Genomic DNA, 23,201 nt, shown 5'->3' with positions numbered 1-23,201 from the left:
CTCTTATTTGTGAAGGTTGCCGTCCTCATTCATCTTTTTTAATAATTCAATGACAGAGTAAGATGCTCTCGTAATTCCCATGCTGCGTTTATCAGTATCGGTACCCGCAACATAGAGGTTCTTTACAGGTGTCCTGACGTCCGCAAAATAACCATCAATTGTCACGGCAGCCTTTTCAGGAACGGTAATCTGCTCATGCTTCATCTCAACATGATCCTCGACGGAAGGGATGGCATGATAAATAGTCTCATATGCCTTGCTAATCACCGAAGCCTCGTCCTTTCCATCGTTAACGATAAAACTAAAACCAACAAGCTGTTTTCCTTTTGGAGCCAGTGAGGCATCATAATTGCTGATAGGCATGGCCCAGTAGGGATTTTCCTTGAACCATATCTCAGATCCTGTATAACTAAAATCTTTCATTACCTTATCCAGTCCTAGCCAGACTGTAAGACTCTTTGTATGGACTACTCCTTTAAGTTCATCCACATAAGAAGCAGGCAGGTTATCAACCTTTTTTGGCAGATCCGTAACAAAACCGGTGTAAATAATGTTGTCTGCATAATAAATCTCATCAGCTTCAACACCAACCGCTTTCCCGTCCACAGTAAGTATCTTGCTTACTTCACAATCGGTTTTTATTTCAACACTTCTGGGAAGGGAGAAAAGCAAAGCATTTAGAAGCGCCTTCAGACCTTTTCGGGGATAGCCCTGGGAATAGCTTACCTGATTGGTAGCCAGTCTTCCAAGAGATGACATCATAGGTATAGAGACCTTGTCCATCCTTGTTTGCATGGATGTGTGCAGGTTGGTAGGTAAGATCGATTTTAGAACGGAGTCTGTCTGCGGTTTCTCCTCATTATTCATTATGCTTTCAAGCTGTTCCTGAGGCACACTGTCCCTTACAAAGCTGCTCCCCGCCAGGATTCTCTGGGCAGATGTCTGCCTCATATCCTTTCCTGAAAGGAAATGGGAGATAGCATCCATGAAATCATATGTTTCCTTGGAAAGCTTGCCAGGCATTGAATCATATACAGATTGCTTTGAGAGATCAATCCCAAATGTGCAAAGGGTGAGGGCTTTGGTAATTGCCTGTGTGACCACAATCCTGTCTTTTCTGGGGAGAACATCAAACGTAACAAATTCTTTGACGTTGGATGGTACCTTCATAAAAGAGTCTTCAGTACGTACAAAATAATGGCCGTAGTCCTCGAAGATAGGAACATAATCAAAGTAATTATCCATCAGTCTCCTCAAGGGGCCAGCTTGAAGATGCGTAATGGCATGAGCACCAGTGTCTACCTGGAAACCATCCACCATATAACTGTTACAGTTTCCTCCGACAAACTCGTTTTTCTCAAGAACCAGCACTCTGTTTCCATGTTTGGAAAGTGACAGGGCAGACAAAAGGCCGCTTATGCCTGCTCCCACAACTATTACATCATATTTTTCCATTTCATCCCCTCAGGGTCTCTAGTATGGAAAATATAAAAAATAGTATATATTTATTTTCATTCGAAGATCTCAGGCACTATGCGCCTTGCGACTTCCTCATATGCTTTTGAAAGATCGCCTTTATCAAAACGGAAGATATCCTTGTCCATAGACTGCCCTGTACTCTTGTCCCAGAGCCTGCAGGTATCACATGAGATCTCATCGGCTACAACAATCTCACCATCGTCTTTTCTTCCGAATTCAAGCTTGAAGTCAGGGAGAAGGAATCCTTTCTCATCAAGGTAATTCACGAGAATGTTGTTGATCTTAAGTGCCATCTCACGTATCTGTGCTATCTCTTCGTAGCTTGCAATTTCCATGGCAACAGCAATATCTTCATTGAGCATCGGGTCACCATACTCATCACTCTTAAAGTCCAGAACTATCACGGGTTTCTTAAAAACAGTTCCTTCTTCTATAGGGTACTTACGTGTGATAGAACCTGCAGCAATATTACGCGGGATCACCTCTATGGCAATTATTTCCACCGCATCAACAAGCATATCGGTATCAGATTCCATTGAGATATAATGGGTCTTTATACCTTCCTCCTCCAGCATTTCAAAGAGTTTCCTGGATATCTGGGCATTATAGTAGCCTTTCTTAGCAGCCTCACTCTTTTTCTTGCCGTCAAATGCTGTTAAGCTGTCCCTGAACTGGGCAACAAACTTCTTTGGATCATCTGTCTTATAAATCGTCTTTGCTTTACCTGAATACAATTCTTCCCTTTTCATTGGCATCACCGTTCGACTAAGGCCTTTTAAGTTCTAATGCTTTATGCTTGATAAGTATAATTATTTATGTCTTAACTTGTGTACTATAATTGCATACAAAATGTTATTATTTCAGACATATATGATTATTAAAGGTGATCTCAATGGACCAGGAACTTATGCGTATAGGTGTATCACTTCCGGAAAACCTGCTTACCAAGTTTGATACTATTATAGAAAAAAGAGGCTATTCCTCCCGATCAGAAGGTATCAGGGACGCCATAAGGAACTATATTACACACTACGAATGGATGAGCGATGTAAAAGGCAGACGTGTTGGTACCATCACACTGATATACGACCACACAAAACGTGGTCTTTCAAGTGCTCTGACAGACATACAGCACGATTATTCCCACCTTATAAAATCAGCAATCCACATTCACCTTGACCATGATAACTGTCTCGAGGTAATCATCCTTGACGGGGAAGGAGAAGATGTCAAAGTTGTCGCTGAGAGGATCATGTCACTCAAAGGTGTTACCTACGTAAAGCTTAACACAGCCCTTCCTTCCGAAAGCTGAAAAATTATAATTGAGCCTGCAATTTTTCATTAAAGGACGATTCCATCGTCCTTAACAGGACTTTTCCAAAATCCGTCAGACAATACATCTGGAAATTACGTTCCCTTTTTGATTCTACAAGATTTGCATCCTTGAGCAATTTCAGGTGATACGAAAGTGCCGAATGTTTGTAGTCGGTAATCTCCACCAGTACACAAACACAAAGATCGCTAACTTCCAATGCCTTGAGTATGTGTATCCTCACCGGATCGGACAAAACTTTAAAAAGAGATGCCATTGAATCCACATCTTCCTGCATTGCCTTCTGAACCTTTAAGGTCGTTTCGTCAGGAAGAAAGTAGGGTTCCGGACACTCCTGGGTCGATTCTATTTTCATCTGCTTGATTATTGTCTTTGAGGGTTAATAAGTTTTGTAGCCCTCCCGGGACTACAACTACAATATGAGAACATGCATTCAAAAAAGATCAGTTCAGACCTTTTTCATTGAATAAAGGAGAATACTTTTTGTCACTTTCCTGTATGTGAGTAACAAGCCAGTCTTTAAGGAAGTTCAGAAGATCAAAACTTAATCCGGTTTTTCCGCTTTCGTAATCATTCTTGAAATTACCTACCTTTTCAATGAACTTGTCATGTTCTTTTTTGTGTGCAGCATATCCGGGATACTCGAATTGTTGCATGTATTTTTCCTCGGTTGAGAAATGATACTGCGTGTATTCAGCCATATTATTAATGATGCCAAGTGCAACTTCCTTACTCTTTGCCTGTAACATTGCATCGTGCAGTTCGTTTATCATTCGCACCAGGCTTTGGTGCTGTTCATCGATTTCCTTGATGTTCATGCTGTATTTATCTGACCAGGTTACAAGTGCCATTTTAAATCACAAACAAATATTATATTTTAAATATATAAATATATAGTCAGCAACTTTTTTTATCAATTCCCACTACGTAATATATTTCAATACCACACTCTCAATTTCCCATCCTCTGTTCCTGCACCCACTGCAATACTTCCATCCCTAAGCTGTACACCAGCCAGGTTAGTACTGAGCTTTCCTCCAGGTGATAGCTGCCACACAACTTCAGCCCCTTCTTCCGTGTGCCGGATAGCTCCCAGACTCTCAAAGTCCTGTGAAGGCAGCAGCAGTTCAATATTCCCATCCCCATCAAAATCCCCTGCAACAGCCATGTCCAGATTACGGGAACCGATCTGGTGGGAAGTGTATCCCGGAATGCTTGCAACTACCTGCAGCCTGTTGCCCTCCAGTTCATAGAATTCAACAACTCCTCCGATATGTGGCGTCAGTACGGCAGCAATTTCCATCTCCCCTTCAGGCCCGAAAGGAGCAACAGCTATCTGGTGCCTCCATCTGTATCCCTGACCCACGGCAGATCCGGAGGCCAGAATATCTCCATTCTCATTAAAAACAACAAGTCTTGCTCCCTCATCCTTATTGCTCAGGGTCACTATGATTTCACGTATGCCATCCCCGTCGAGATCAGCCCATATAGGAGCAATTCCCTCTGCCACATCATCCGAAGGAAGCTCTATGACGTTGACGATTGCAGTATTTCTTGTGTTCTCCACAATTGTTATGTTTGAAGCTTCTATCTCATCCCCGAGTACTCCGTGACCATAATCTGTTGTTGCACCGGTAAGCAACAATATTCGCTCGTTTTCATCTGTAACCAGGCGTGCATCAGGAAGAGCTTCCACTTCAAAACGTGCGGCTTCCTCTTCGTTTACCCTGAAAACAAGATCATTTCCTGTATCAATGAATACATTCTTTCCAGAGTTTGTAAGAACAATCGGATGCGTTAACAATGATTCATTGGAAGCACCGGAAGCAACAAGAAAAGCTTCTCCGCCTTTTACCGTCAGAAGAGGAGGACTATCAGCATGGATTCTGTTAGGAGTGATGTTAGTCTGTTCCAAAACACCGTCCATGAGACTGAACGCACTAACATTCCCATCATCAGAAACAGCAACCCAGATGCTTTCATTGCCCATTGGTGAGGCCACTATCCAGGAAGGAGTTTCTCCTAAGTCGACTTCAGCATAACTTGCATTCGGAAGATCACTCTGCCCTTCCACAAGGCGGTTTCCGTCCGGTTGCTGGTGGGTGTAACCAAGTGTAAATGGTATCCTGTAATTAAAAGTACAGTAATCACATTCAAGTACTTCTGCCGGGATTTCCTGTTGGGGTTGCGGACCGGGATCATAAATCATCGAAGCAGCTATCAACAATATGACGGCCACCAGGACGAACACCAAAGCCTTACTTAAACTCCTTGTTGATATCATTACTTCACTTCACACTTTTTGTAACAGTCTTTATCAACTCTATAACAAGCATCGTTAGGAATGCGACTCCAAATGGCAGCAACCATTGTTGCAGGGTCAGGGGAACCAGTTCGAATATTTCGCTAAGGACCGGAATGTACATTGCAGACAGCGTCAGCAAGAAACTGACGATTACACCGGCAATCATCAACTTGTTATCGAAGAAACCTATGCTGAATATGGACCGGTCAAGGGACCGGAAAGCAAAGGGAACAAAGAGTATCATGCTAACAACAGTTGCGAAGGTAAGTGTTCTTGCAAGTTGTAGATTTTCATAAGGGTCACTGTATACAAAAACCATGAAAGATGCAAAACCCATCACAGCAGCATTGCTCAACATCAATACACGATTGCGTTTGTTGAGAATACTCTCTCTCGGATCCCGCGGATCCCGATCCATTATACCTTCTTCAGGAGGGTCAAGTCCGAGGCCTATTGAAGGCATAATCTCACTGAACATATTTATGAACAATATCTGCAAAGCCAGCAGGGGAATGAGCTCAAAACCAAGCAAAGTTATACCCAGCAGGATAAGTATGATCTCGGTGAAATTCCTTGAGATCAGATAGGTCGTAAACTTCTCTATGTTCTCATAAATTGCCCTTCCCCTCTTCACAGCTTCAACAATGCTTGCAAAATTATCATCCTGAAGCACCATCACACTGGATTCCTTTGCAACATCCGTGCCTTTAATACCCATAGCAATGCCAATATCAGCCTTTTTCAATGCAGGTGCGTCATTTACACCGTCGCCTGTCATCGCGACTATGTGTCCCTGTTTCTGCAGTGCCTTAACGATCCTGAGCTTCTGTTCCGGTCTTGTCCTGGCATAAACATTGATGTGATCCGCCAGTGCTTCAAACTCATCATCATCCAGTTCATCAAGTTCCTGGCCTGTTACCGCACAGTCCTCCATAATACGCATTATCTTTTCTTCATCTTCGACCTCTACGTGTTCAGGCAAAGCACATTCGGTTTTGTAATCAAAGAGACCTATACCGTTTCCAATGGCTTTTGCAGTTTCCTGGTTATCCCCGGTGATCATAACAACCCTGATACCTGCGTTGTAGCTTGTGACCATAGCTTCCTTTACCTCTTCACGAGGAGGATCGATCATAGCTACAAGTCCCAGAAAAGTCATATGCTCTTCGATTGCTTCTTCGGAAGAAGTGTCCGGGTTCTTCCTATACGCAACCCCGAGTATTCGGTAAGCTGAAGATGCAAGATCCAGATTTTTTTTCATTATGCTTCTGCGCATTTCAGCATTTAGCTCAATGAGTTTATCATTGACTTCCATGTCGTCGCAGACTTCAAGAACATTTTCCGGAGCACCTTTTGTGAATGAAATTGTTTTTCCGTTACTTTCATGCACAGTCGTCATCAGCTTCCTCTCGGAAGTGAATACGACTTCTTCGATCCTCGGATAGACATCTTCAAGATCATCCTTCCAGATGTCCGCCTTTGCTGCAGCCACCGTGAGCGCAATTTCAGTTGGGTCACCAACAACATTCCATTTATCATTCCTTTTCTCAAGGGAAGAATTATTGCAGAGAGATATAGCTTTCAACAGTCTCAAGGTTGTAGTATCGCTTTTGATTGCAGCCTGCTGGTCATTTTCAAGAAACTCTCCTTTTGGAGTATAACCGGACCCTGTGATATCAATTATGTTCTCATTGACGAATATTTTCTCAACCGTCATCTCATTCCTGGTAAGTGTCCCGGTCTTGTCCGTACAGATAACATCTGTGGAACCCAGGGTCTCAACAGCCAGCATTTTTCGTATGATAGCATTATGGTGTGCCATCCTCCTCATCCCAAAAGCAAGGGTCAATGTCATGGTAAGAGGCAAGCCTTCAGGCACTGCCGCCACGGCCAGTGCAATGGCTATAAGGAACATATCTTCAACCGGAGCGCCTTTGACCAGCCCCAGGAAAAATGTAACGACTGAGGCAACCAATGCGAGTATGGCCAGGTTGCGTGACAGGTTGGCTATCTTTTTCTGGAGAGGAGTTTCTTCCTCTTCTATCTGAATAAGCCCTGCAATCAGACCTAAGCGGGTATCCATCCCGGTAGTGACGACAACCGCCATGCATTTTCCATGCACTAGCTGGGTACCTGCAAATATCTCCTCGGATTCATTTTTACCGATCGGATGGCTTTCACCGGTAAGGGAGGATTCATCTACCCTCAAGGCAACACTTTCAAAAACAACCGCATCAGCCGGAACTTTATTTCCACTCTCCAGGACAAGCACATCCCCGGGAACAATCTCCCCGGTCTTCACTTTTCGGGGTTTGCCTTCTCTTATAACCGTAGTCTCGGGCTGGACTATACTCTGAAGGGATTCCATGGCTTTCTCGGCACGAAACTCCTGGAAAAAACCGAGCACAATGACAACAGAAGTAATTGCCATTATGACCCAGAAATTAATGATCTCGTCGACAAGCAAAGAAAGCAGTGCCGCTGCGACAAGCACCCAGATTATGAAATTCTTGAACTGTCTTACAAGAACATCACCGGCTGTGGTCTTCTTCGTTTCCTCAAGTTGATTCAATCCATATTTTTCGAGGCGTTCACGGACCTGGTCTTCATTGAGACCCTGCCTGGAACTGCCGACATTGGTGAATAACTCTTCGATCTGATCTGAACCTTCGACCACTCAAACCCTCCATTAACCCATCAATCTTCTTTTTGATCAACTGTTATCTTCAATCTTTTCCATCCCGGCGGCAAAACTTTTAGAGATATAGTTCTCGTTTCCTCTGCAAACTTCCGAAGCAAAGTCAATACCTTTCCCGATAATTCTGTCCCAGACAGGCTCCGGGATAGTGTCAGTACTTCCGGGCAGGATGCCTTCCCTAATGAGCTGATAAGTGATGCCGGCAGTGAAACTGTCCCCTGCACCAATGGTGCTGACTGCGCTTATTTCATGTGCAGCATAATACTTTGATACTGAAGGAGTCCTGAGATGGACCCCGTTGGTGCCGGCTGTGTACACAAGACACTTGCAACCATTATTGCATACATATTCATAGGCATCATCGGCATTGCTGATTCCTTCGATATTCATCATATCTTCATCCGATGCACGTACAATGCTGGAATATCCGATATTCTCACGCACCATTTTTGTCACTTCATGTGATTGCACATGAGAAGGCCTGAAATTAGGATCATAGATTATAGCCAAACCTGCTCTTTTTGCTTCGTCAAGCAATCTCGTGAGTTCAAATCGGATCTCATTTGAGATGGCCAGTATGGAGCCAAAAATAATAATGTCATCCGGCTTCAGGTCATCAACCGCTTTCAGAGTTCTTTTTTCCGGAAAGTCTTCATAAAAGCTATAACTTGCATCATTCACATGGTCCAGGAAAGCCAGTGAAAGAGGAGATTTCCTTCCGGAATAGATAGATAGGTATTCCGTAGAAACACGATTTTCTTTCAGGAAACTGCAAATCATATTTCCTATATCATCGTCTGCAAACTCAGTTAAGAGGAATACATCTGTCCCCGTCCTTCCAAGGGATACTGAACTATTGAGCATGGACCCACCCGGACAGGAAGAGAGCACCTTTCCATCCTTGAACAGGATATCCAGGAACGTCTCACTGATAGAAAATACCCGGGACATGTTCTCTCCTCAAAATAGCAGTATCATCACTGCTCTGCTATCTCCTTCAGCGTTCCGATGTAGTAAACCGGCCTTCCTTCATCATTTCTGGAAATGAAGGTGTCCTCCCTGAACCATCTGATCAGGCCTTTTTTAGTCCTTATCTTGAAAGTCTGGGAAAACTCATAAGCTCCTTCCCGGGCATTCTCCCTGAGTTCAAGCAATGCTCCGGGGGCATCTTCGGGGTCGATAATGTCCTCATATGCAAGTTTTCCGGAACGGAAATCCTTTGCACTGTACCCCAGATCAGAGATATTGTCTGATATGAACTCAACAATCCCACCTTCTTTTGCCTCCCTCACAAAAGCAATTACAGGAATATGATTGATCAGTTCTTCAAGGACTCTGGCATACATTTCAAAGCCATGTACAGCACGTACAGGCCGCCTCTTTTCACCACAGGCATCTTCAAGAGATATTTGCTCTTCGAGCTCATTCTCCTCATTTCTTGTCATATTCTAGTCCCCGTTGAAACCCTCTTGGTCTTTACAGTTATACCCAGTATTAATCTTTCATTCCCCGATAAAGTATTTACTGAACGAAACCTGTTCCCCGGATCATCGGGCAAAATTTGTTTCTCTTTCCTTGTACCTGATCGCCCTTTCCAGTAAAAAGGGAGAAATGATGATAGAAACTACTACCATCAGGACAATTGCTGAGAATATCTCCTCCCTGATAACCCCCAGTTCCCTGCCAATACTAATTATTACAAGTTCCACACCGGCCCTTGGCATCATACCGATTCCGAAGATGAGACTGTCTTTATTTTTAAAACCAATCAACTTTGTTCCTCCGAATCCGCCTATGAATTTGGCAGCCAGAGCCAGAACAATCACTGCTGCGGCGAAAAAGCCTGAAGCCCCTACTGCAGGAATTTCAACTGAAAAACCGATAAAGGCAAAAAAAATGGGTGTAAATAGCCCGTATGCAAGACCACTGACCTTTTTTTGTACTGTATCTATTTTGGCAAGTGGCAGGTCAGAGAGAACGACTCCTGCAAAAAAAGCTCCTATAGCGGCATGGAGCCCGAAAGCCTGGGAGAGAAAAGCGGATAAAAGGGCAACTATGATTACAAAAGAGAATAATGATTCTCTCGTATGCATTTTCTGGATATAGCCGAAAGCTGGTGGCAACAACTTCAACCCCAACAGTAACATAATAAAGAGGAAAACTGCTATCTTTGCCAATATGATCAGCATAGAGCTCCCCGATGGAAATTGATTGGATGTTGCCAGTGATACAACCATAGACAGGAGAAAAATTCCTATAATATCGTCATATATTGCCGAGGTAAGCATCAGGGAGCCGGGTTTACTCGACAGGTAGTCAGATTCTATAAGGGTCCTTACAACAACACTTATACTGGTAGGACTAAAAGCCACTGCCATAAACAGGCTTTCTACGATGCCAAAGTCAAATGCTCTTCCAAGAAAAAATCCAAAGCAGAATGAAACGAATATCTGGGATATTGTAGGGATTAAGGCACTTCTTGATGTATCTTCCAGATCTTTAAGATGAACTTCCCTGTATCCTGCTGAAAACAGGAGAAAAATAGCTCCGAGCTCTGCGAAAAATTTGAATATCTCAGTATTTTCCGGCCTGAAAAAGAGGGCAAAAGTAAAACCCGCTGCAATCTCACCTACAATAGAAGGAAGACCAATTCTTTCACTTACCTCACCAAGTATCCTGGCAAGGAATAATATTATCAGTATCTGAAAAAGGACTTCCATTCATCAGTTACCCCGAAGCCTGTGAATTTCCTTGATCACGTCCGATTTAGAAACTACACCCAAAAGCATCTCATCCCTGACAACACATATGCGATCAAGATGATGCTTAATCATCAGATCCCCGACATCACAGAGATTTGTTTTGTGATCGACTGTCATGGGATGCTGTATCATTAGCTTTCCAGCAGTCTCGCTCAGCGCTTTTACAGCCATGAGATGCGTATGATCATTACGCGGAATTCTCTCGAAAAAAAGGAACTTCAGTATGTTATCCTGACCGATGATTCCAACAAGCTTCCCCTTCTTATCGGTCACCGGATAAATATGGTAAGGATTTTTCGTCATCATTTCGATAACACTATCAATGGAATCATCTTCCATAACAGTTACCGGATCCCTGGACATTATTTCACTTACGAGGACAGACTTACATCTGTCGGACAGCCTGGAACTGTCCCTTGGAAGAGATTTTCCGTCATAATCCATCCTGCATCACCATTATTCAATTTAGGTGAGGAAAATAGTAGTCAGTACAGTCTCTGGCTGGCACGGGAAACAGACTAAAAAGAGATGTCATAAATCCCGGGCCAGCAATCAATATTGCTTACTTAATATAGAGTCCACACTTGCAGGCACCACGGGTTTCAACATCCCTCGTCCTTGCGGCACATGGACAAATGATTTTCTTGTCTTTTTCTTTATCCCCGGTTCTCTTCTGGCAGAAGCAGTACCATTCGCCATATTCTTTTTTGTTGTTACAGATACCTTTGACCGCAGTAGTGATTACATCCCAGTCTGAATTGAGCCTGTACCCTGCTTTCTCTGCACTTTTCTGTGACCTTTCATAGAATTCTGATTCAAGTTCGCCTTCGAATTTCATTTTTACCACTTCTGACCTTACTTTATTAATTAAACTGTTCGCATGAATTTAATATTTTGCCTCTTCTTTTGCTATCTCTGCAAGCTTCTGACCCACAGCCCTGCATTTCTCAAGATCATCCTCATAGGGCCTGTACTTGACCTGAAGGCTTTCCTCTACAAGTTCAAACCTTGCAGACTCCATTTCCTTTTCCATGCCTTTGACAGCTCCTCCTCCCCATCCATAGGAACCGAAGAGGAAGTATTTCTTGCCCTTGGGGCGAAGTCCGGCTACATAAGTTAGAAAACCGGATATCGTGTAGAACATCCTGTTGTTCATTGTGGGAGATCCTATTGCGATGACAGGAGATTCCATGACCTCTTTCATTGTCATGCTCCAGTCATTCTTCCTGAGATGGCGCAGCCTGACCTCAACACCTGCAGACCTTACACCTTCAACAATTTCCATGGCCATTTTTTCAGTGCTGCCCCACATGCTGTCATAAATTACCAGTACTTTCGGAGATGTTTCACCTTTTGCCCATCTGGCATAGGCTTCTATCACCTTGGCAGGGTTCTTTCTCCATATCACTCCATGAGCAGGTGCTATTGTCATATCCGTGCCTAAGCCCAGTTCACCCAGTTTCTTCATGTACTTCAGGACCTGAGGACTGAAAGGCAGCAGTATGTTGGCATAATAGATAGCCGCATCTTCCATGACATCCTCTACCTCGTCATCAAAGCGCTTGGAAGTAGCAATATGCTGGCCAAAAGCATCGTTGGAGAATAGTATCTTGTCTTCCTTGAGGTATGTCTGCATACTGTCGGGCCAGTGAAGCATTGTGGCTTCGATGAACATAAGTGTCCTTTTGCCAAGGCTTATTTCATCCCCGGTTTTCACAACCTGGAAGTTCCAGTTTTCACACCCATCTTCCTTGTAATGTTCACCTAATCCCGCCTTGCCCTTGGCACTTGCAACAAGTGTGGCATTTGGAGCCTCCTCCATAATGACAGGCAATGAACCTGAGTGGTCCATTTCAACATGATTGGATATTACATAGTCGATCTTTGACGGATCAACTATTTTCTTTATCCTCTTGAGCATTTCCTCGGAAAAAGTTGCCTTTACTGTATCAATAAGTGCTATTTTTTCATCAATTATAAGATACGCGTTATAGCTGCCACCTTTAGGAGTTTCATAGCCATGGAAATCTCTCAGGTTCCAGTCAACAACACCTACCCAGTATATGCCCTCGGCTATTTTCAATGGTTCATTATCATCCATAAAAAGTTCTCCTGCTTATGTCTGCATCCTGAATTGCGTAGCATATTCGAGAAGCTCCTCTATTATCAAATAGTGGCTTCTCTCAACACCTTCCATATCCTCAAAAAATTTTTTCTGTTCTTCGTCGGTGGCCCTCTTTGCCATCTCTGCATAGAAATACTCACTCTTGTGTTCGAATCTAAGAGCTCCCAGAAGTATCCCTATCTCTTCAAGCATTTTGTTAGAGAATTCCTCTTTAAAGGAAGCTTTGAAATCAGGATATTTGAATTCAACAACAGGCACTTTCTTGGATTCACGGAAGTGCCTTAGGTAATCTGCATGCTTCTTTTCTTCATCCGCAAGGAACATATAGATGTCAGTACCGGTCGCATGCTCTATTGTAGATGCTTTTTCCACATAGTACTCCCTTCCTTCCTCCTCCAATTCAATTGCCATGGCAATTGCTTCATCCATCGATTCTAGCTGGTCCAGTTCATCTGCTATTTCATGTAGAACATCTTTCATCTGAATATCCCCTGACAAGTGAATGTCATAATTCAACTTGGCCAATACTATTCGTGTTTGTTTGCCAGACTAAAGAACAAAACCCACTTAATTTGCCTATCTGACTAAGGCTTAATATAACTTACGAAAGCTGATTCCTGCTATCATGTCCACTGATATCACCCATTTAAAGAAAAGGGCCTACGTATTCCTTTATTTAGAAACCTTTTTATCTAAAATTGTCCATTAGAGAGGTTAGATTTAATTTATTCCCAGAATTCTAAAAACTATTATTTTGGCAGAGGTAATGGAATGGACAAGATCAAAATAGCAATTGCAGGAATTGGCAATTGTGCAAGTTCCCTTATTCAGGGTATCGAGTATTATAAAACCAAGGATGAAAGCGATGCTATAGGATTGATGCACTGGGATATTGGTGGTTACAAGCCCTTCGATATAGAAATTGTATCGGCCTTTGACATTGATAAACGAAAAGTTGGAAAAGATGTTTCTGAAGCTGTTTTTGCACTGCCGAACTGCACTACTGTCTTTTGTCCGAATGTTCCAGAAACCGGCGCAAAAGTAAAAATGGGATGGATACAGGACGGATTTTCCGAACACATGGCCAATTATGACGAAAACAGGACATTTGTATTATCTGACGAACCTGAACCTAATAAGGAGGACGTTGTCAGGGAGCTACGAGAATCCGGTGCGCAAATATTGTTAAATTATCTCCCTGTAGGTTCTGAAGAAGCAACACGTTTCTACATGGATTGCGCGCTTGAGGCAGGTGTGGCCTGCATCAACAACATGCCGGTATTTATTGCAAGTGACCTCGAATGGGCAAAAAGGTTCGAAGAGAAAGGCATACCAATAATCGGCGATGATATAAAAGCCCAGCTTGGTGCTACCATCACTCACAGGACACTGGCGGATCTTTTCAACAAGCGTGGTGTAAAACTTGAGAGAACATACCAGCTCAACACCGGCGGCAACACCGATTTCCTTAACATGCTCAACAGAAGCAGACTTGCATCTAAGAAGGAATCTAAAACAGAAGCAGTACAGTCAGTTGTCTCCCAGAGAATGGAAGATGATAACATCCACGTCGGACCAAGTGATTACGTCCCCTGGCAGAATGACAATAAGGTATGTTTCCTGAGAATGGAAGGCAAGCTCTTTGGTGATGTTCCGATGAATCTTGAGTTACGCCTCTCTGTAGAAGATTCACCTAATTCCGCAGGTGTAGTCATTGATGCTATCAGATGCTGTAAACTTGCCTTAGACCGTGGAACAGGCGGTATCCTTTATTCTCCATCTTCATATTTCATGAAGCATCCGCCAAAGCAATTCACCGACGATGAAGCTCATAAGATGACTCTTGATTTCATATCTGGTGAACGTTCTAACTGAAAGGATATTTTATGACACAAACTGAAGTAAAGCACCGCATATACGGTGTTGACTTCAGCGGTTCGAAAACAGCATGCAATAAGATTTGGATCAGCGAAGCTATTATCGAAAAAAGCACTTTGCATATCCTGAGATGTTATCCGATAAAGGACATAGTATCTGGCAAAAAGAAGGACAGGGATTCCTGTCTCCTAGCCCTGAGATCACTCATCAGCAGCAGTCCTGATGGGGTTTTCGGGATGGACTTTCCTTTCAGCTTGCCCAAGGAATTACTATTCACCGACGATTGGGAGTCCTTTGTATCTGGGTTTGCTGAAAGTTATACTTCTCCTGAGCAGTTCCGCAATAAGATGAGAGAACTTACCCACAAGAAAGAGCTAAAGCGCCTTACTGATACAGAGGTGAAAGCTCCTTTTTGTGTTTACAACCTGAGGCTCTACAGACAGACTTATTTCGGCATCCGTGACGTTCTTCTCCCTCTTTTTAAAGAAAGAAGCGCCTGTATGATACCAATGCAAGAGCCTGTAGGAGGTAAGCCGTGGCTTATGGAAATATGTCCTGCCTCGACTTTGAAAAAAGAAGGACTCTACATTTCATATAAAGGAAAATCCGGCAGGGAAAAAGAAGCAAGGAAACACATCCTGGAAAAAATGGAAAAACTTGGAATTTCAGTTACTACTGAGGTCAAAAATTCTATGCTTAACAATGAAGATGGTGATGCTCTTGACAGCATGCTGGCGGCTTTTGCAGCTTCAAAAGCAATTCCCAGGCTAAAAGGGATAACAAACTCACTGCCGCCAATCTATTTCCAGGAAGGTTATACTTTCTTCTGATTACTTTTTCACGTCAACCGGATCGGACAGTTATTTGCGTTTAAGGCCTACGATATCGTATATGTCCTCAGGACTCTCCAAGACAGTAATATTTTCCATCTGTGCAAGTTTCTCGGTATTTGAAACGTCAACTTCCCTCATCTTGAGTTCCATTTCTCTTCCTTCAGGAGAAAAAGTCTTCACTGTACCTCTTTCCCTGTCTACTGCCAGAATGTATATTGGAGTGCTTCCCTTTGCGGTCTGTGAGACAGTGTTGGTTACAAGCGTATCTGCAATACCGTATACAATTTTTGCGACGGAATTTGCAGTAGCAGGAGCTATGATTAATGCATCATAATACCCCACCTGAAGTGGACCGGCAATGAAAGGAGAATTTGGACCACCCTCGGACTTAAAATTGGGAAAATCCTTCTGTATATCATTCCACATATGATACCATTTCATAACGACTTCCCCTTCCTTTGAAAGGAAAACCATCATTTCAATGTCAGTTCTCTTCTTGATATCCACCATCACATCATAAGTTTCCTTAATAAGGTCTCCTGAGCCTGTTATACCCCATGCAATCCTTTTCATTCAAATCCTCCTAATAAATAAGTTTATCAGTAAAACCAATTTAAATTATCTTTCAATAGCCTGCAAGTGATTCCCTTTTAATTTTCTCACGCGGTACACCTACTGACAGAAGCATCTCCACCATAGACTTCACCATGCCGGGAGAACCGCAGATAAAGAACTCCCTCGTATTGTAATCCGGAATCTGTTCTTTCAGGATATCTGCGTTTATTCGATCCCTACAGCCATGCCAGGATTCTGATGCCCTTGTAAGAGTCTGAAAGACCTTTAGATTGGGATTATGCTCCATCATTTGCATTAGCTCTTTCCAGAAAATCATGTCATCCTCAGTCCGGTCACTGCAAATCAGCACCACATCAGTGTCAAGTCCCATATCAGTACAGTATCTGCAGATGCTTCTCATGGGTGTAATGCCTATGCCTCCACTCAAGAGTGCTATCTTGTCATATTTTCCCTCAAAAGTCATCTTTCCAAAAGGCCCACTGATCCCAGCTATATCCCCTACTTCCATAGAATCAAGTGCGTTGGAGAATTCGTGTCCTGTAAGTCTTTTTGTGAATTCGATATAGTCCTTTTCCGTTGGACTGCTTGAGAGACTGAAAGGTTTGCTGACATTTTTTCCATCGACAGCTATGGTTACAATAATATATTGCCCGGCTTTGAAATCAAAACCTTCAGGCCTTTTGAACCTGAAACTCTTTATGTTCTTGCTCCGCGGCAATATTTCGATCACCGCTCCCTCGAACTTCAAGATACTCACCCCTGTTGTATCTTTTTTATCAATTGTGTAGTTTCCATCAGTTTTTTCATTGTCCTGCGAAGGCTCCTTGTACCTTCGGAGTCTTCAGCCGCCCCCTCTGCACCCCGATCCTGAGACCAGAACGTTCCGCCAAAATTAGAGCCAAATGACCCTCCCCCTACGGGTATCATTTCATTGATAACATAGAAAGCATGTATATCCTGGATCGCGGGTTCCTGACCTCCGACCCTGTCACCGCCCACAGCAGCAGCTGCTCCTACCTTATTTAAAAAGGCTTTCGGATCACGAGCGACAACCGCCCTGCACCTGTCCAGTATTGTTTTTGTCTGGGCACTTAAAGTGCCCTGGTATACCGGAGTGCCGATGATCCAGGCATCTGCCCAAATCATCTTCTCGTAGAGCTCAACAAGGTCATCCTTATGTATGCACCCCTTTTTGGTTCGCACACAATAATCACAATGGATGCAGAACTTCATGTCCTTTCCACTTGAAGAGAAGTATTCGGTTTCAGCCCCGAATTTATCCCTTGCATACTGCAGGGCTTCGTTGACTATATAATCCGTAGCCTTTTTCCGTGGGCTGCCCGATATTCCCAACAAACGGATACCTTGATTGTCTGACATGCTGGCACTCCATACTGGTATTTAGTCCAGGGTTATAGCTTCTGTGGGACAGGCATCCACACAGTTTCCACATTCCACGCAATCGTCGGGTCGTGCAATGACGGATTTAAGGTCCCCGTTCTCATTTTCTTCAATGTCTATTACATCGGTCGGGCATGATTCAGCGCATGCACCGATACCTCCACATTTGTTCAAGTCTACTTCTGGTGGCATATTAATCCTCCTTTTTTATTGCTTTTTTAATACATATATAATCAACAATGCTGCAACAGTTGCAAATACAGTGAATCCGGGTGTTGACTGGGACTCAGACTGGGGCTGGGTCCTTGATTCCGGGGGTGTGTCAGGATCATATATGATCCTTGATTTTTCAACCATATCGATTACAGGTACTTCATGAACATCTTCTCCAAAGAGATGATCGATGAGATCCTGCGGAGCCGATCGGTATTTCAGAGTTGCATCGACCGTTACAGGATAAACAGCATCCTCCGGCAGAGAGAACATATGTTCTTCAGCAACAGTCTCCTCCGGACCTATCCTGTTATCGGAAAGAACCCTGTCTGCAAGCCAGAAACTCAATGTAGGATTGCCTTCACTATCGCCTAGCACGTTGTTATAAATCGTATTCGCAGAAATTATTTCTCCGCTTGTGTCTGTTGTTCCGGCACTGTATATTTCATGCCCTTCAGCATCCGTGGCTTTTACTTCAAGCCACATCTGCCGTATCTCGGAAACACCTGTGGGTATGTTGTGACCGGCACCGGAATTCGTGATTGAGATTTCGACAGTTACATCCTCTCCCTTATTTGCTATTTCCGGGGAAACCATATCGAGTGTCGCAGCCATTTCCAGCCTCTCAATAGCCATCTCTTTTTCTTTCTCTGCTCCAAGCATCTCGGTCACGAATGCATTTCCACCTACTATGCTGTGGAGGGAAATATGATCCCTTTTCGGTGCACCTGAACCCGCCCTGCCTGGATTGGCCTCGAATTCCGTAATTCCCGGAGTCATGTGGCAGTCCTGACAGGTTACATCTTCCTGTGAATAGGTACTATTCTTCCAGACAGGATACGTATCATCTATCAACAACCCGTTCACAGGGTGCCTGACTTCGTGGCACATTCCACAGTACTCCGATTGCGTGTACAGTTCAAGGTACTCGGATTCATGGAATGAGGCTTCCGAATCATTAAATGGGCCCCATTTCGTGTCACCCGGGGTAACTATGAATGGTGCATTACCCGTACCATCGCTACCGGAAACCGTATGACAGAAATCACAGTTCACACCCTCCTTTGCGATTTCACTCAACTGGGAGCCGTCTGCCGGAGGGATTTCTCCTGCAACCACACCAATGGGAGTGTGGCAACGGGAGCAGAAAGAATCTACCAAACCGTCGGTATCCTCACTTGCAGCATGGAATTCCTTAAGATAGAATGGATCTACATAGGCATTGGAATGCATTGTTCCTTCCCACTGAACGGTGGTAATCGCATGACATTCTTTACATCTGTCCGATTCGGTAAAATCCGAGGAAGAAAATTCTCCTGATGCCGTTGGTTCCGCCGCATGGGCCAAACCAAATAGTAAAATGACTGCCGCAATCGCCATGAAAATGTGCACGTGTTTGATAGTAATGACCCCCTTTGTTTATTGGAACTTTACTGAAAATTTAAGATTTGATAAGTGAAATTATTGCATATATAGTGCCTGAAAAGCATACTATAAATAAAGATTAACAATAGTTGCGTTAAAGGAGGGGAAAATTGAAATCCCCTGCTACTGCACAACTCATTTCAGCATTTTCAATGCATCCCTGCATGCTGCTACTGCCGGAGCACCGGATGTGATGAAAATAACATCCATTGTCTCCATGATCTCCTCTTTTGTTGCCCCGTTATTCAAAGCACTCTTCATCTGTGAGAGGACACAACGTTCACACTGCTTTGACGCAACTACTGCAAGAGCCATCAAAATTTTAGTTTTGGCCGGAAGTACTCCGTCTGAGAGTATCTTATTGTTACACATGTTGTACTTGTGAAGGAACTCAGGCTCAAGTTCTCCAAGTGTTTTCAGTATTTCAGGAGTAAAACCCAGTTTATCTGACATGTCTCCAATTATCTCATTATGTCCGCATCCTTTTCCCCTATTTTCTCCGCACATGATTCTATCACCTTGTTGTATAATCTTTAATCAAATGAATCTTCGATGGTCTGGTCAAAGCAATAATGACACAGCATTCTTGGCAAACCTTTTGGAAGCCTGTTAACATGAGGTGGTTTTCCCACTGACACAGGAAGTTCAAGTTCTTTTACATGGTCGGTACAAAGTCCTTTTCCGCAAGAGATACACACACACGTTGCTTCTTCGTCCTTCCCGTCTTCCATGCAGTCATAGCATTTCATCATAATATCACCTAGTAGTTCTCCTTGAGGGCTTCATGGCAGGGCATACAAAGCACTTTTTTCCAGTGATGTACGTCCTCGTACTTGCATTCAACCCCCATGCCACATTTCAGTTTTATGCTGTATTCTCCATCCCATATGGGAGTCTCTTCCCTGACCAGGTGCTCCTTGCATACACCCCTTCCACAGACACTGCAGACAGCCAACGTATCAGTTGTTTTACCATTTTTTGCGCACTCATAACATTTCATTATATCACTTCGTAATACTTTCACTTACCCAAAACGAGTCTCATTTCCTAGAACAGATGCATTATGAAATCCACTGCTACTGACAATATCCCTTCTTCACGAATCCCTGGGAATCCACCTCCACATTTACCTTTGCTAGTAATCCATCTGACATTTCACTAATATATCTGTAACGGTGAACATACATTATTTTACAATACTGTGTGCCAGAATATCAGTACTTGAAAAGCCTGTCCTGCACAAAACTCTGTTTCGGACATAAGTACGTATTTTAAGAATTCTACATCTGGTTTTATACAAGAAAATCCGAAAAACATCAGCGTAATTGAAAGCATGGATAAACAATGAAGAAAACTTAATAAGTGAAATTAGCAGGTTTAATTAGAGTTATGATATAAATCTGCGAAGATATGACTTTCAAAGGTGGTCTAAATGGAACCCAGAATAGAAATGCTTGCACCAAAAAAACTCATTGGCATGCACAGGAGAATGTCACTTGAACAAAACACAACGAGAGAACTCTGGCAAAGTTTTATGCCAAGAAGAATGGAAATTCCGGACAGAGTGAATTCCATGTATATCTCAATGAATATTTTCCGCGAGGGTCAAAAGCAGTTGTTCTCACCAACGACCCCGTTTGAAAAATGGGCTGCAGTTGAAGTATTGGCCCATGATAACATTCCCGTCAACATGGAAGCATACACATTGAAAGGTGGCAAATACGCAGTATTTATTCATAAAGGTCCTGCCAGCACGTTCCATGAGACTATGCAATATATTTTTGGAAACTGGCTGCCAAATTCGGAATACGAGCTGGACGAAAGGGAACATTTTGAACTATTGAAGGAGGATTATAATCCGAGCGACCCGGAAGCCGAAGAGGAGGTATGGATTCCTGTCAAATAGAAAATCTTTTATCAATAACATTCTTCCGGACAGCAAAAAGTAATGTTTATTTCTCTGTCTATTAGTGGAAATACAGAACAATAGTTCGAAAAATAGATACTCATAGCTAGCATTTTCCAAATCACAGATAAACCCTCTTTTCTTGCCGAATCAGACCAACAAAGTTTTAAATATGTATAGATACCTGAATAGGAACACACTTTAGAGGAGGATTCAAATGACATTTGGAATAGAATTTGTACCTAGCGACCCGGTTTTGAAAATTGCTCACTATGCAAAACTTGCTGAACAGCAGGGCTTTGACAACGTATGGATCACAGACCACTACAACAACCGTGATGTGTACTCAACTTTAACCGTGCTTGCAATGAACACAAACAGTATCAAGCTCGGAACAGGTGTAACAAACCCATACACAAGGAACGCAGCTATCACAGCATCAAGTATTGCTTCTCTTAATGAGATATCAGGTGGCCGTGCAATTCTCGGTCTGGGCCCTGGAGACAAGGCAACTTTTGATGCAATGGGCATCTCATGGGACAAGCCACTTACCACAACAAAGGAAAGCATTTCAGCAATCCGTGGCTTCATCGCAGGAGAGAAAGTAACCCAGGATGGCGACATGGTCAAGTTCAACGGTGCAAAGATGGCATTTAATGCTGGAAATGTACCAATCTACATCGGTGCACAGGGTCCAAAGATGCTCGAGCTCTCAGGAGAGGTAGCAGACGGTGTACTGATCAACGCATCACACCCAAAGGACTTTGAAGTAGCTGTAAAGCAGATCGCAGCAGGTGCAAAGAAGGCCGGACGCGATCCTAAGGACGTTGATGTAGCAGCATATGCATGCTTCTCAATTGACAAGGACGCTGCAAAGGCAGCAAGTGCAGCACAGATTGTAGTTGCATTCATTGTTGCAGGTTCCCCTGACATGGTACTTGAACGCCATGGCATTGATGTTGCAGCAAAGGCTGATATCGGTGGAGCTATCGCAAAGGGTGACTTCGGCTCACTCATGGGCGGTATGGTTACAAAAGACATGATGGACGCATTCTCAATCTGCGGAACACCAGAAGACTGTAAGGCAAGGATTAACGACTTGCTTGACATCGGTGTAACACAGATCGTAGCAGGATCCCCAATCGGACCAAACAAAGAGAAAGCCATCAAGCTCATCGGTAAAGAAATAATCGGATAAAACAAAAAAATGAACGTCGGAGGCAATTAATGGCCCATCCAAAAATATTAGAGGTCATTGAACACGACGTCTGTACTGCTTGCGGGGCATGTGTTTCAACATGTCCTGCCGGTGCTATTGTTATGAACAAGCGTGCAGAAGTCCGTGACCCTAATAATTTAGAATTGTACGTCAAAGGAGCAGCACCTGATGTATGTGAAGGATGTCTTACATGCGGAAGGCTTTGTCCTGTTATTGACGGATATGAAGAAGATGAATTCGCAAATGTAAAAGAGTTCTTTGGAGCAAAAAGCACCATTCAAGGTCAGGATGGTGGTGTTACCTCATTACTGGCAAAAGCTTTGCTCGAAACCGGTGCTGTAGATTGCATTGTTGGTATCACCAAGGATGACAAATGGGGTACTGAGCTTATACTTATGACAAAACCGGAAGATGTCGACAGTACTACCGGTACCAAGTATACATATGATTCAGTTCTTTCAGCTCTTCAGGAACCTTTTGAGAAATACGATAAAATTGGCGTTATTGGCGTACCCTGCCAGGCACATGGTGCACGTCTAATTGTAGAAAATGCAAGCGACAAGATCGTCGTGATTCTTGGACTACTCTGCATGGAAAGTTTCTATCATGATGTAATGACCGAGACAATTGTTCCTGAAATAATGGGACTTAAACTCGAAGATGTAGTCAAGATGGACTTTGGCAAGGGTAAATTCTGGAACTACACAAAGGACGGCGAAGCCCATAGTGTGAAGATCCCCGAAGTAGCTCACCACGCAAGAAATCCATGTCATCACTGTTGTGACTACACTTCAGTATCCGCTGATATTTCACTTGGATCAGTCGGTACCCCGGATGGCTGGAACTGTGTACTCATACGCACAGATGTAGGTAAGGAGATGTTCGAGCTTGTCAAGGATAAGGTCGAGATCATGGAAGATCCTAAACCCGGATTGGATCTTGTGAAGAAGCTTGCCAAGATGAAACACGATAACAACTCAGAACACTATCTGGAAGTATGTGAGAAGTTCACATTCGACGAATGTGGAATTCACTGACGGTTATCATA

The 23,201-nt window shown here is 43.3% G+C and carries 27 protein-coding genes; 6 read left to right on the top strand and 21 right to left on the bottom strand.

Features of this window, described 5'->3' with window-relative positions; all coding sequences use genetic code 11:
- Positions 1 to 3 precede the first annotated feature (3 nt).
- Complete coding sequence (locus tag V7O62_RS10725; RefSeq protein WP_406656320.1) at positions 4 to 1,455, bottom strand: phytoene desaturase family protein; 1,452 nt, start codon at positions 1,453 to 1,455, stop codon at positions 4 to 6.
- A gap of 56 nt (positions 1,456 to 1,511) precedes the next feature.
- Positions 1,512 to 2,228, bottom strand: a complete 717-nt coding sequence (gene purC, locus V7O62_RS10720) for a phosphoribosylaminoimidazolesuccinocarboxamide synthase (RefSeq protein WP_406656319.1) — start codon at positions 2,226 to 2,228, stop codon at positions 1,512 to 1,514.
- Positions 2,229 to 2,371: 143 nt separating this feature from the next.
- On the opposite strand from purC, the gene nikR reads away from it, so the two are divergent.
- Positions 2,372 to 2,791 carry a nickel-responsive transcriptional regulator NikR gene (gene nikR, locus V7O62_RS10715; RefSeq protein ID WP_406656318.1) on the top strand — a complete coding sequence of 140 codons (420 nt, stop codon included), beginning with the start codon at positions 2,372 to 2,374 and terminating at the stop codon, positions 2,789 to 2,791.
- Positions 2,792 to 2,795: 4 nt separating this feature from the next.
- Here nikR and V7O62_RS10710 read toward each other — a convergent pair whose 3' ends face one another.
- From V7O62_RS10710 to V7O62_RS10660, 11 genes are all read right to left on the bottom strand, one after another.
- Positions 2,796 to 3,167: an ArsR/SmtB family transcription factor gene (locus V7O62_RS10710; RefSeq protein ID WP_406656317.1), complete on the bottom strand. Its 372-nt coding sequence runs from the start codon at positions 3,165 to 3,167 to the stop codon at positions 2,796 to 2,798.
- Positions 3,168 to 3,255: 88 nt separating this feature from the next.
- On the bottom strand, positions 3,256 to 3,663 hold the full coding sequence (locus V7O62_RS10705; protein WP_406656316.1) for a bacteriohemerythrin: 408 nt from the start codon (positions 3,661 to 3,663) through the stop codon (positions 3,256 to 3,258).
- Between the two features lie 86 nt (positions 3,664 to 3,749).
- Positions 3,750 to 5,096 (bottom strand): hypothetical protein, encoded by a 1,347-nt coding sequence (locus V7O62_RS10700; RefSeq protein ID WP_406656315.1) that lies wholly within the window; start codon positions 5,094 to 5,096, stop codon positions 3,750 to 3,752.
- Positions 5,097 to 5,100: 4 nt separating this feature from the next.
- Positions 5,101 to 7,794: a cation-translocating P-type ATPase gene (locus V7O62_RS10695; protein WP_406656314.1), complete on the bottom strand. Its 2,694-nt coding sequence runs from the start codon at positions 7,792 to 7,794 to the stop codon at positions 5,101 to 5,103.
- 36 nt (positions 7,795 to 7,830) lie between these two features.
- A complete protein-coding gene (locus tag V7O62_RS10690) occupies positions 7,831 to 8,766 on the bottom strand; it encodes a carbohydrate kinase family protein (RefSeq protein WP_406656313.1) in 936 nt (311 codons plus the stop codon).
- Positions 8,767 to 8,792: 26 nt separating this feature from the next.
- Positions 8,793 to 9,260 (bottom strand): PAS domain-containing protein, encoded by a 468-nt coding sequence (locus V7O62_RS10685; protein ID WP_406656312.1) that lies wholly within the window; start codon positions 9,258 to 9,260, stop codon positions 8,793 to 8,795.
- Positions 9,261 to 9,362: 102 nt separating this feature from the next.
- A complete protein-coding gene (locus tag V7O62_RS10680; RefSeq protein WP_406656311.1) occupies positions 9,363 to 10,535 on the bottom strand; it encodes a cation:proton antiporter in 1,173 nt (390 codons plus the stop codon).
- Between the two features lie 3 nt (positions 10,536 to 10,538).
- Positions 10,539 to 11,021: an HPP family protein gene (locus tag V7O62_RS10675; protein ID WP_406656310.1), complete on the bottom strand. Its 483-nt coding sequence runs from the start codon at positions 11,019 to 11,021 to the stop codon at positions 10,539 to 10,541.
- A 118-nt stretch (positions 11,022 to 11,139) separates the two neighbouring features.
- Complete coding sequence (locus V7O62_RS10670) at positions 11,140 to 11,415, bottom strand: ferredoxin-thioredoxin reductase catalytic domain-containing protein (protein WP_406656309.1); 276 nt, start codon at positions 11,413 to 11,415, stop codon at positions 11,140 to 11,142.
- A 48-nt stretch (positions 11,416 to 11,463) separates the two neighbouring features.
- Positions 11,464 to 12,678: an FprA family A-type flavoprotein gene (locus V7O62_RS10665; RefSeq protein ID WP_406656308.1), complete on the bottom strand. Its 1,215-nt coding sequence runs from the start codon at positions 12,676 to 12,678 to the stop codon at positions 11,464 to 11,466.
- 15 nt (positions 12,679 to 12,693) lie between these two features.
- Complete coding sequence (locus tag V7O62_RS10660) at positions 12,694 to 13,182, bottom strand: ferritin family protein (RefSeq protein ID WP_406656307.1); 489 nt, start codon at positions 13,180 to 13,182, stop codon at positions 12,694 to 12,696.
- 291 nt (positions 13,183 to 13,473) lie between these two features.
- On the opposite strand from V7O62_RS10660, the gene V7O62_RS10655 reads away from it, so the two are divergent.
- Together V7O62_RS10655 and V7O62_RS10650 are read left to right on the top strand one after the other, a co-directional pair.
- Positions 13,474 to 14,577: an inositol-3-phosphate synthase gene (locus V7O62_RS10655; RefSeq protein ID WP_406656306.1), complete on the top strand. Its 1,104-nt coding sequence runs from the start codon at positions 13,474 to 13,476 to the stop codon at positions 14,575 to 14,577.
- A gap of 11 nt (positions 14,578 to 14,588) precedes the next feature.
- Positions 14,589 to 15,410: a hypothetical protein gene (locus V7O62_RS10650; protein ID WP_406656305.1), complete on the top strand. Its 822-nt coding sequence runs from the start codon at positions 14,589 to 14,591 to the stop codon at positions 15,408 to 15,410.
- 30 nt (positions 15,411 to 15,440) lie between these two features.
- Here the strand turns inward: V7O62_RS10650 and afpA are convergent, their stop codons facing one another.
- From afpA to V7O62_RS10610, 8 genes are all read right to left on the bottom strand, one after another.
- A complete protein-coding gene (gene afpA, locus V7O62_RS10645; RefSeq protein WP_406656304.1) occupies positions 15,441 to 15,986 on the bottom strand; it encodes an archaeoflavoprotein AfpA in 546 nt (181 codons plus the stop codon).
- A 52-nt stretch (positions 15,987 to 16,038) separates the two neighbouring features.
- Positions 16,039 to 16,746 (bottom strand): ferredoxin--NADP reductase, encoded by a 708-nt coding sequence (locus tag V7O62_RS10640; RefSeq protein WP_406656303.1) that lies wholly within the window; start codon positions 16,744 to 16,746, stop codon positions 16,039 to 16,041.
- Entirely contained in the window at positions 16,743 to 17,369 is a 627-nt protein-coding gene (locus V7O62_RS10635; protein ID WP_406656302.1) for a flavodoxin family protein, read from the bottom strand. The genes V7O62_RS10640 and V7O62_RS10635 overlap by 4 nt, the downstream gene beginning before the upstream one ends.
- Positions 17,370 to 17,390: 21 nt before the next feature.
- Positions 17,391 to 17,582: a ferredoxin family protein gene (locus V7O62_RS10630; RefSeq protein ID WP_406656301.1), complete on the bottom strand. Its 192-nt coding sequence runs from the start codon at positions 17,580 to 17,582 to the stop codon at positions 17,391 to 17,393.
- Between the two features lie 15 nt (positions 17,583 to 17,597).
- On the bottom strand, positions 17,598 to 18,983 hold the full coding sequence (locus tag V7O62_RS10625) for a multiheme c-type cytochrome (RefSeq protein WP_406656300.1): 1,386 nt from the start codon (positions 18,981 to 18,983) through the stop codon (positions 17,598 to 17,600).
- A 180-nt stretch (positions 18,984 to 19,163) separates the two neighbouring features.
- The gene (locus V7O62_RS10620) at positions 19,164 to 19,535 is read right to left on the bottom strand and encodes a carboxymuconolactone decarboxylase family protein (protein ID WP_406656299.1); all 372 of its coding nucleotides are present in this window, start codon (positions 19,533 to 19,535) and stop codon (positions 19,164 to 19,166) included.
- A gap of 26 nt (positions 19,536 to 19,561) precedes the next feature.
- Entirely contained in the window at positions 19,562 to 19,780 is a 219-nt protein-coding gene (locus tag V7O62_RS10615; protein ID WP_406656298.1) for a DUF2180 family protein, read from the bottom strand.
- An 8-nt stretch (positions 19,781 to 19,788) separates the two neighbouring features.
- Positions 19,789 to 20,028 carry a DUF2180 family protein gene (locus V7O62_RS10610; protein ID WP_406656297.1) on the bottom strand — a complete coding sequence of 80 codons (240 nt, stop codon included), beginning with the start codon at positions 20,026 to 20,028 and terminating at the stop codon, positions 19,789 to 19,791.
- A gap of 432 nt (positions 20,029 to 20,460) precedes the next feature.
- Here V7O62_RS10610 and V7O62_RS10605 point away from each other — a divergent pair, with 432 nt between their 5' ends.
- From V7O62_RS10605 to fpoF, 3 genes are all read left to right on the top strand, one after another.
- Positions 20,461 to 20,934 (top strand): GyrI-like domain-containing protein, encoded by a 474-nt coding sequence (locus tag V7O62_RS10605; RefSeq protein ID WP_406656296.1) that lies wholly within the window; start codon positions 20,461 to 20,463, stop codon positions 20,932 to 20,934.
- A 217-nt stretch (positions 20,935 to 21,151) separates the two neighbouring features.
- Positions 21,152 to 22,132, top strand: a complete 981-nt coding sequence (gene mer / locus V7O62_RS10600) for a 5,10-methylenetetrahydromethanopterin reductase (RefSeq protein ID WP_406656295.1) — start codon at positions 21,152 to 21,154, stop codon at positions 22,130 to 22,132.
- 29 nt (positions 22,133 to 22,161) lie between these two features.
- Positions 22,162 to 23,190 carry a F420H2 dehydrogenase subunit FpoF gene (gene fpoF, locus V7O62_RS10595; RefSeq protein ID WP_406656294.1) on the top strand — a complete coding sequence of 343 codons (1,029 nt, stop codon included), beginning with the start codon at positions 22,162 to 22,164 and terminating at the stop codon, positions 23,188 to 23,190.
- Positions 23,191 to 23,201: the final 11 nt, after the last annotated feature.

Source organism: Methanolobus sp. ZRKC2, from assembly GCF_045291185.1.
Classification (GTDB): Archaea; Halobacteriota; Methanosarcinia; order Methanosarcinales; family Methanosarcinaceae; genus Methanolobus.
Note: the sequence above shows the minus strand (reverse complement) of the source record. Positions and strands in the feature narration are given on the sequence as shown.

Coding starts and splice junctions, on each gene's coding strand:
- V7O62_RS10725 (WP_406656320.1), bottom strand. CDS start 1,455: ATGGAAAAATATGATGTAATAGTTGTGGGAGCAGGCATAAGCGGCCTT.
- purC (WP_406656319.1), bottom strand. CDS start 2,228: ATGAAAAGGGAAGAATTGTATTCAGGTAAAGCAAAGACGATTTATAAG.
- nikR (WP_406656318.1), top strand. CDS start 2,372: ATGGACCAGGAACTTATGCGTATAGGTGTATCACTTCCGGAAAACCTG.
- V7O62_RS10710 (WP_406656317.1), bottom strand. CDS start 3,167: ATGAAAATAGAATCGACCCAGGAGTGTCCGGAACCCTACTTTCTTCCT.
- V7O62_RS10705 (WP_406656316.1), bottom strand. CDS start 3,663: ATGGCACTTGTAACCTGGTCAGATAAATACAGCATGAACATCAAGGAA.
- V7O62_RS10700 (WP_406656315.1), bottom strand. CDS start 5,096: ATGATATCAACAAGGAGTTTAAGTAAGGCTTTGGTGTTCGTCCTGGTG.
- V7O62_RS10690 (WP_406656313.1), bottom strand. CDS start 8,766: ATGTCCCGGGTATTTTCTATCAGTGAGACGTTCCTGGATATCCTGTTC.
- V7O62_RS10685 (WP_406656312.1), bottom strand. CDS start 9,260: ATGACAAGAAATGAGGAGAATGAGCTCGAAGAGCAAATATCTCTTGAA.
- V7O62_RS10680 (WP_406656311.1), bottom strand. CDS start 10,535: ATGGAAGTCCTTTTTCAGATACTGATAATATTATTCCTTGCCAGGATA.
- V7O62_RS10675 (WP_406656310.1), bottom strand. CDS start 11,021: ATGGATTATGACGGAAAATCTCTTCCAAGGGACAGTTCCAGGCTGTCC.
- V7O62_RS10670 (WP_406656309.1), bottom strand. CDS start 11,415: ATGAAATTCGAAGGCGAACTTGAATCAGAATTCTATGAAAGGTCACAG.
- V7O62_RS10665 (WP_406656308.1), bottom strand. CDS start 12,678: ATGGATGATAATGAACCATTGAAAATAGCCGAGGGCATATACTGGGTA.
- V7O62_RS10660 (WP_406656307.1), bottom strand. CDS start 13,182: ATGAAAGATGTTCTACATGAAATAGCAGATGAACTGGACCAGCTAGAA.
- V7O62_RS10655 (WP_406656306.1), top strand. CDS start 13,474: ATGGACAAGATCAAAATAGCAATTGCAGGAATTGGCAATTGTGCAAGT.
- V7O62_RS10650 (WP_406656305.1), top strand. CDS start 14,589: ATGACACAAACTGAAGTAAAGCACCGCATATACGGTGTTGACTTCAGC.
- afpA (WP_406656304.1), bottom strand. CDS start 15,986: ATGAAAAGGATTGCATGGGGTATAACAGGCTCAGGAGACCTTATTAAG.
- V7O62_RS10635 (WP_406656302.1), bottom strand. CDS start 17,369: ATGTCAGACAATCAAGGTATCCGTTTGTTGGGAATATCGGGCAGCCCA.
- V7O62_RS10630 (WP_406656301.1), bottom strand. CDS start 17,582: ATGCCACCAGAAGTAGACTTGAACAAATGTGGAGGTATCGGTGCATGC.
- V7O62_RS10625 (WP_406656300.1), bottom strand. CDS start 18,983: ATGGCGATTGCGGCAGTCATTTTACTATTTGGTTTGGCCCATGCGGCG.
- V7O62_RS10620 (WP_406656299.1), bottom strand. CDS start 19,535: ATGTGCGGAGAAAATAGGGGAAAAGGATGCGGACATAATGAGATAATT.
- V7O62_RS10615 (WP_406656298.1), bottom strand. CDS start 19,780: ATGATGAAATGCTATGACTGCATGGAAGACGGGAAGGACGAAGAAGCA.
- V7O62_RS10610 (WP_406656297.1), bottom strand. CDS start 20,028: ATGAAATGTTATGAGTGCGCAAAAAATGGTAAAACAACTGATACGTTG.
- V7O62_RS10605 (WP_406656296.1), top strand. CDS start 20,461: ATGGAACCCAGAATAGAAATGCTTGCACCAAAAAAACTCATTGGCATG.
- mer (WP_406656295.1), top strand. CDS start 21,152: ATGACATTTGGAATAGAATTTGTACCTAGCGACCCGGTTTTGAAAATT.
- fpoF (WP_406656294.1), top strand. CDS start 22,162: ATGGCCCATCCAAAAATATTAGAGGTCATTGAACACGACGTCTGTACT.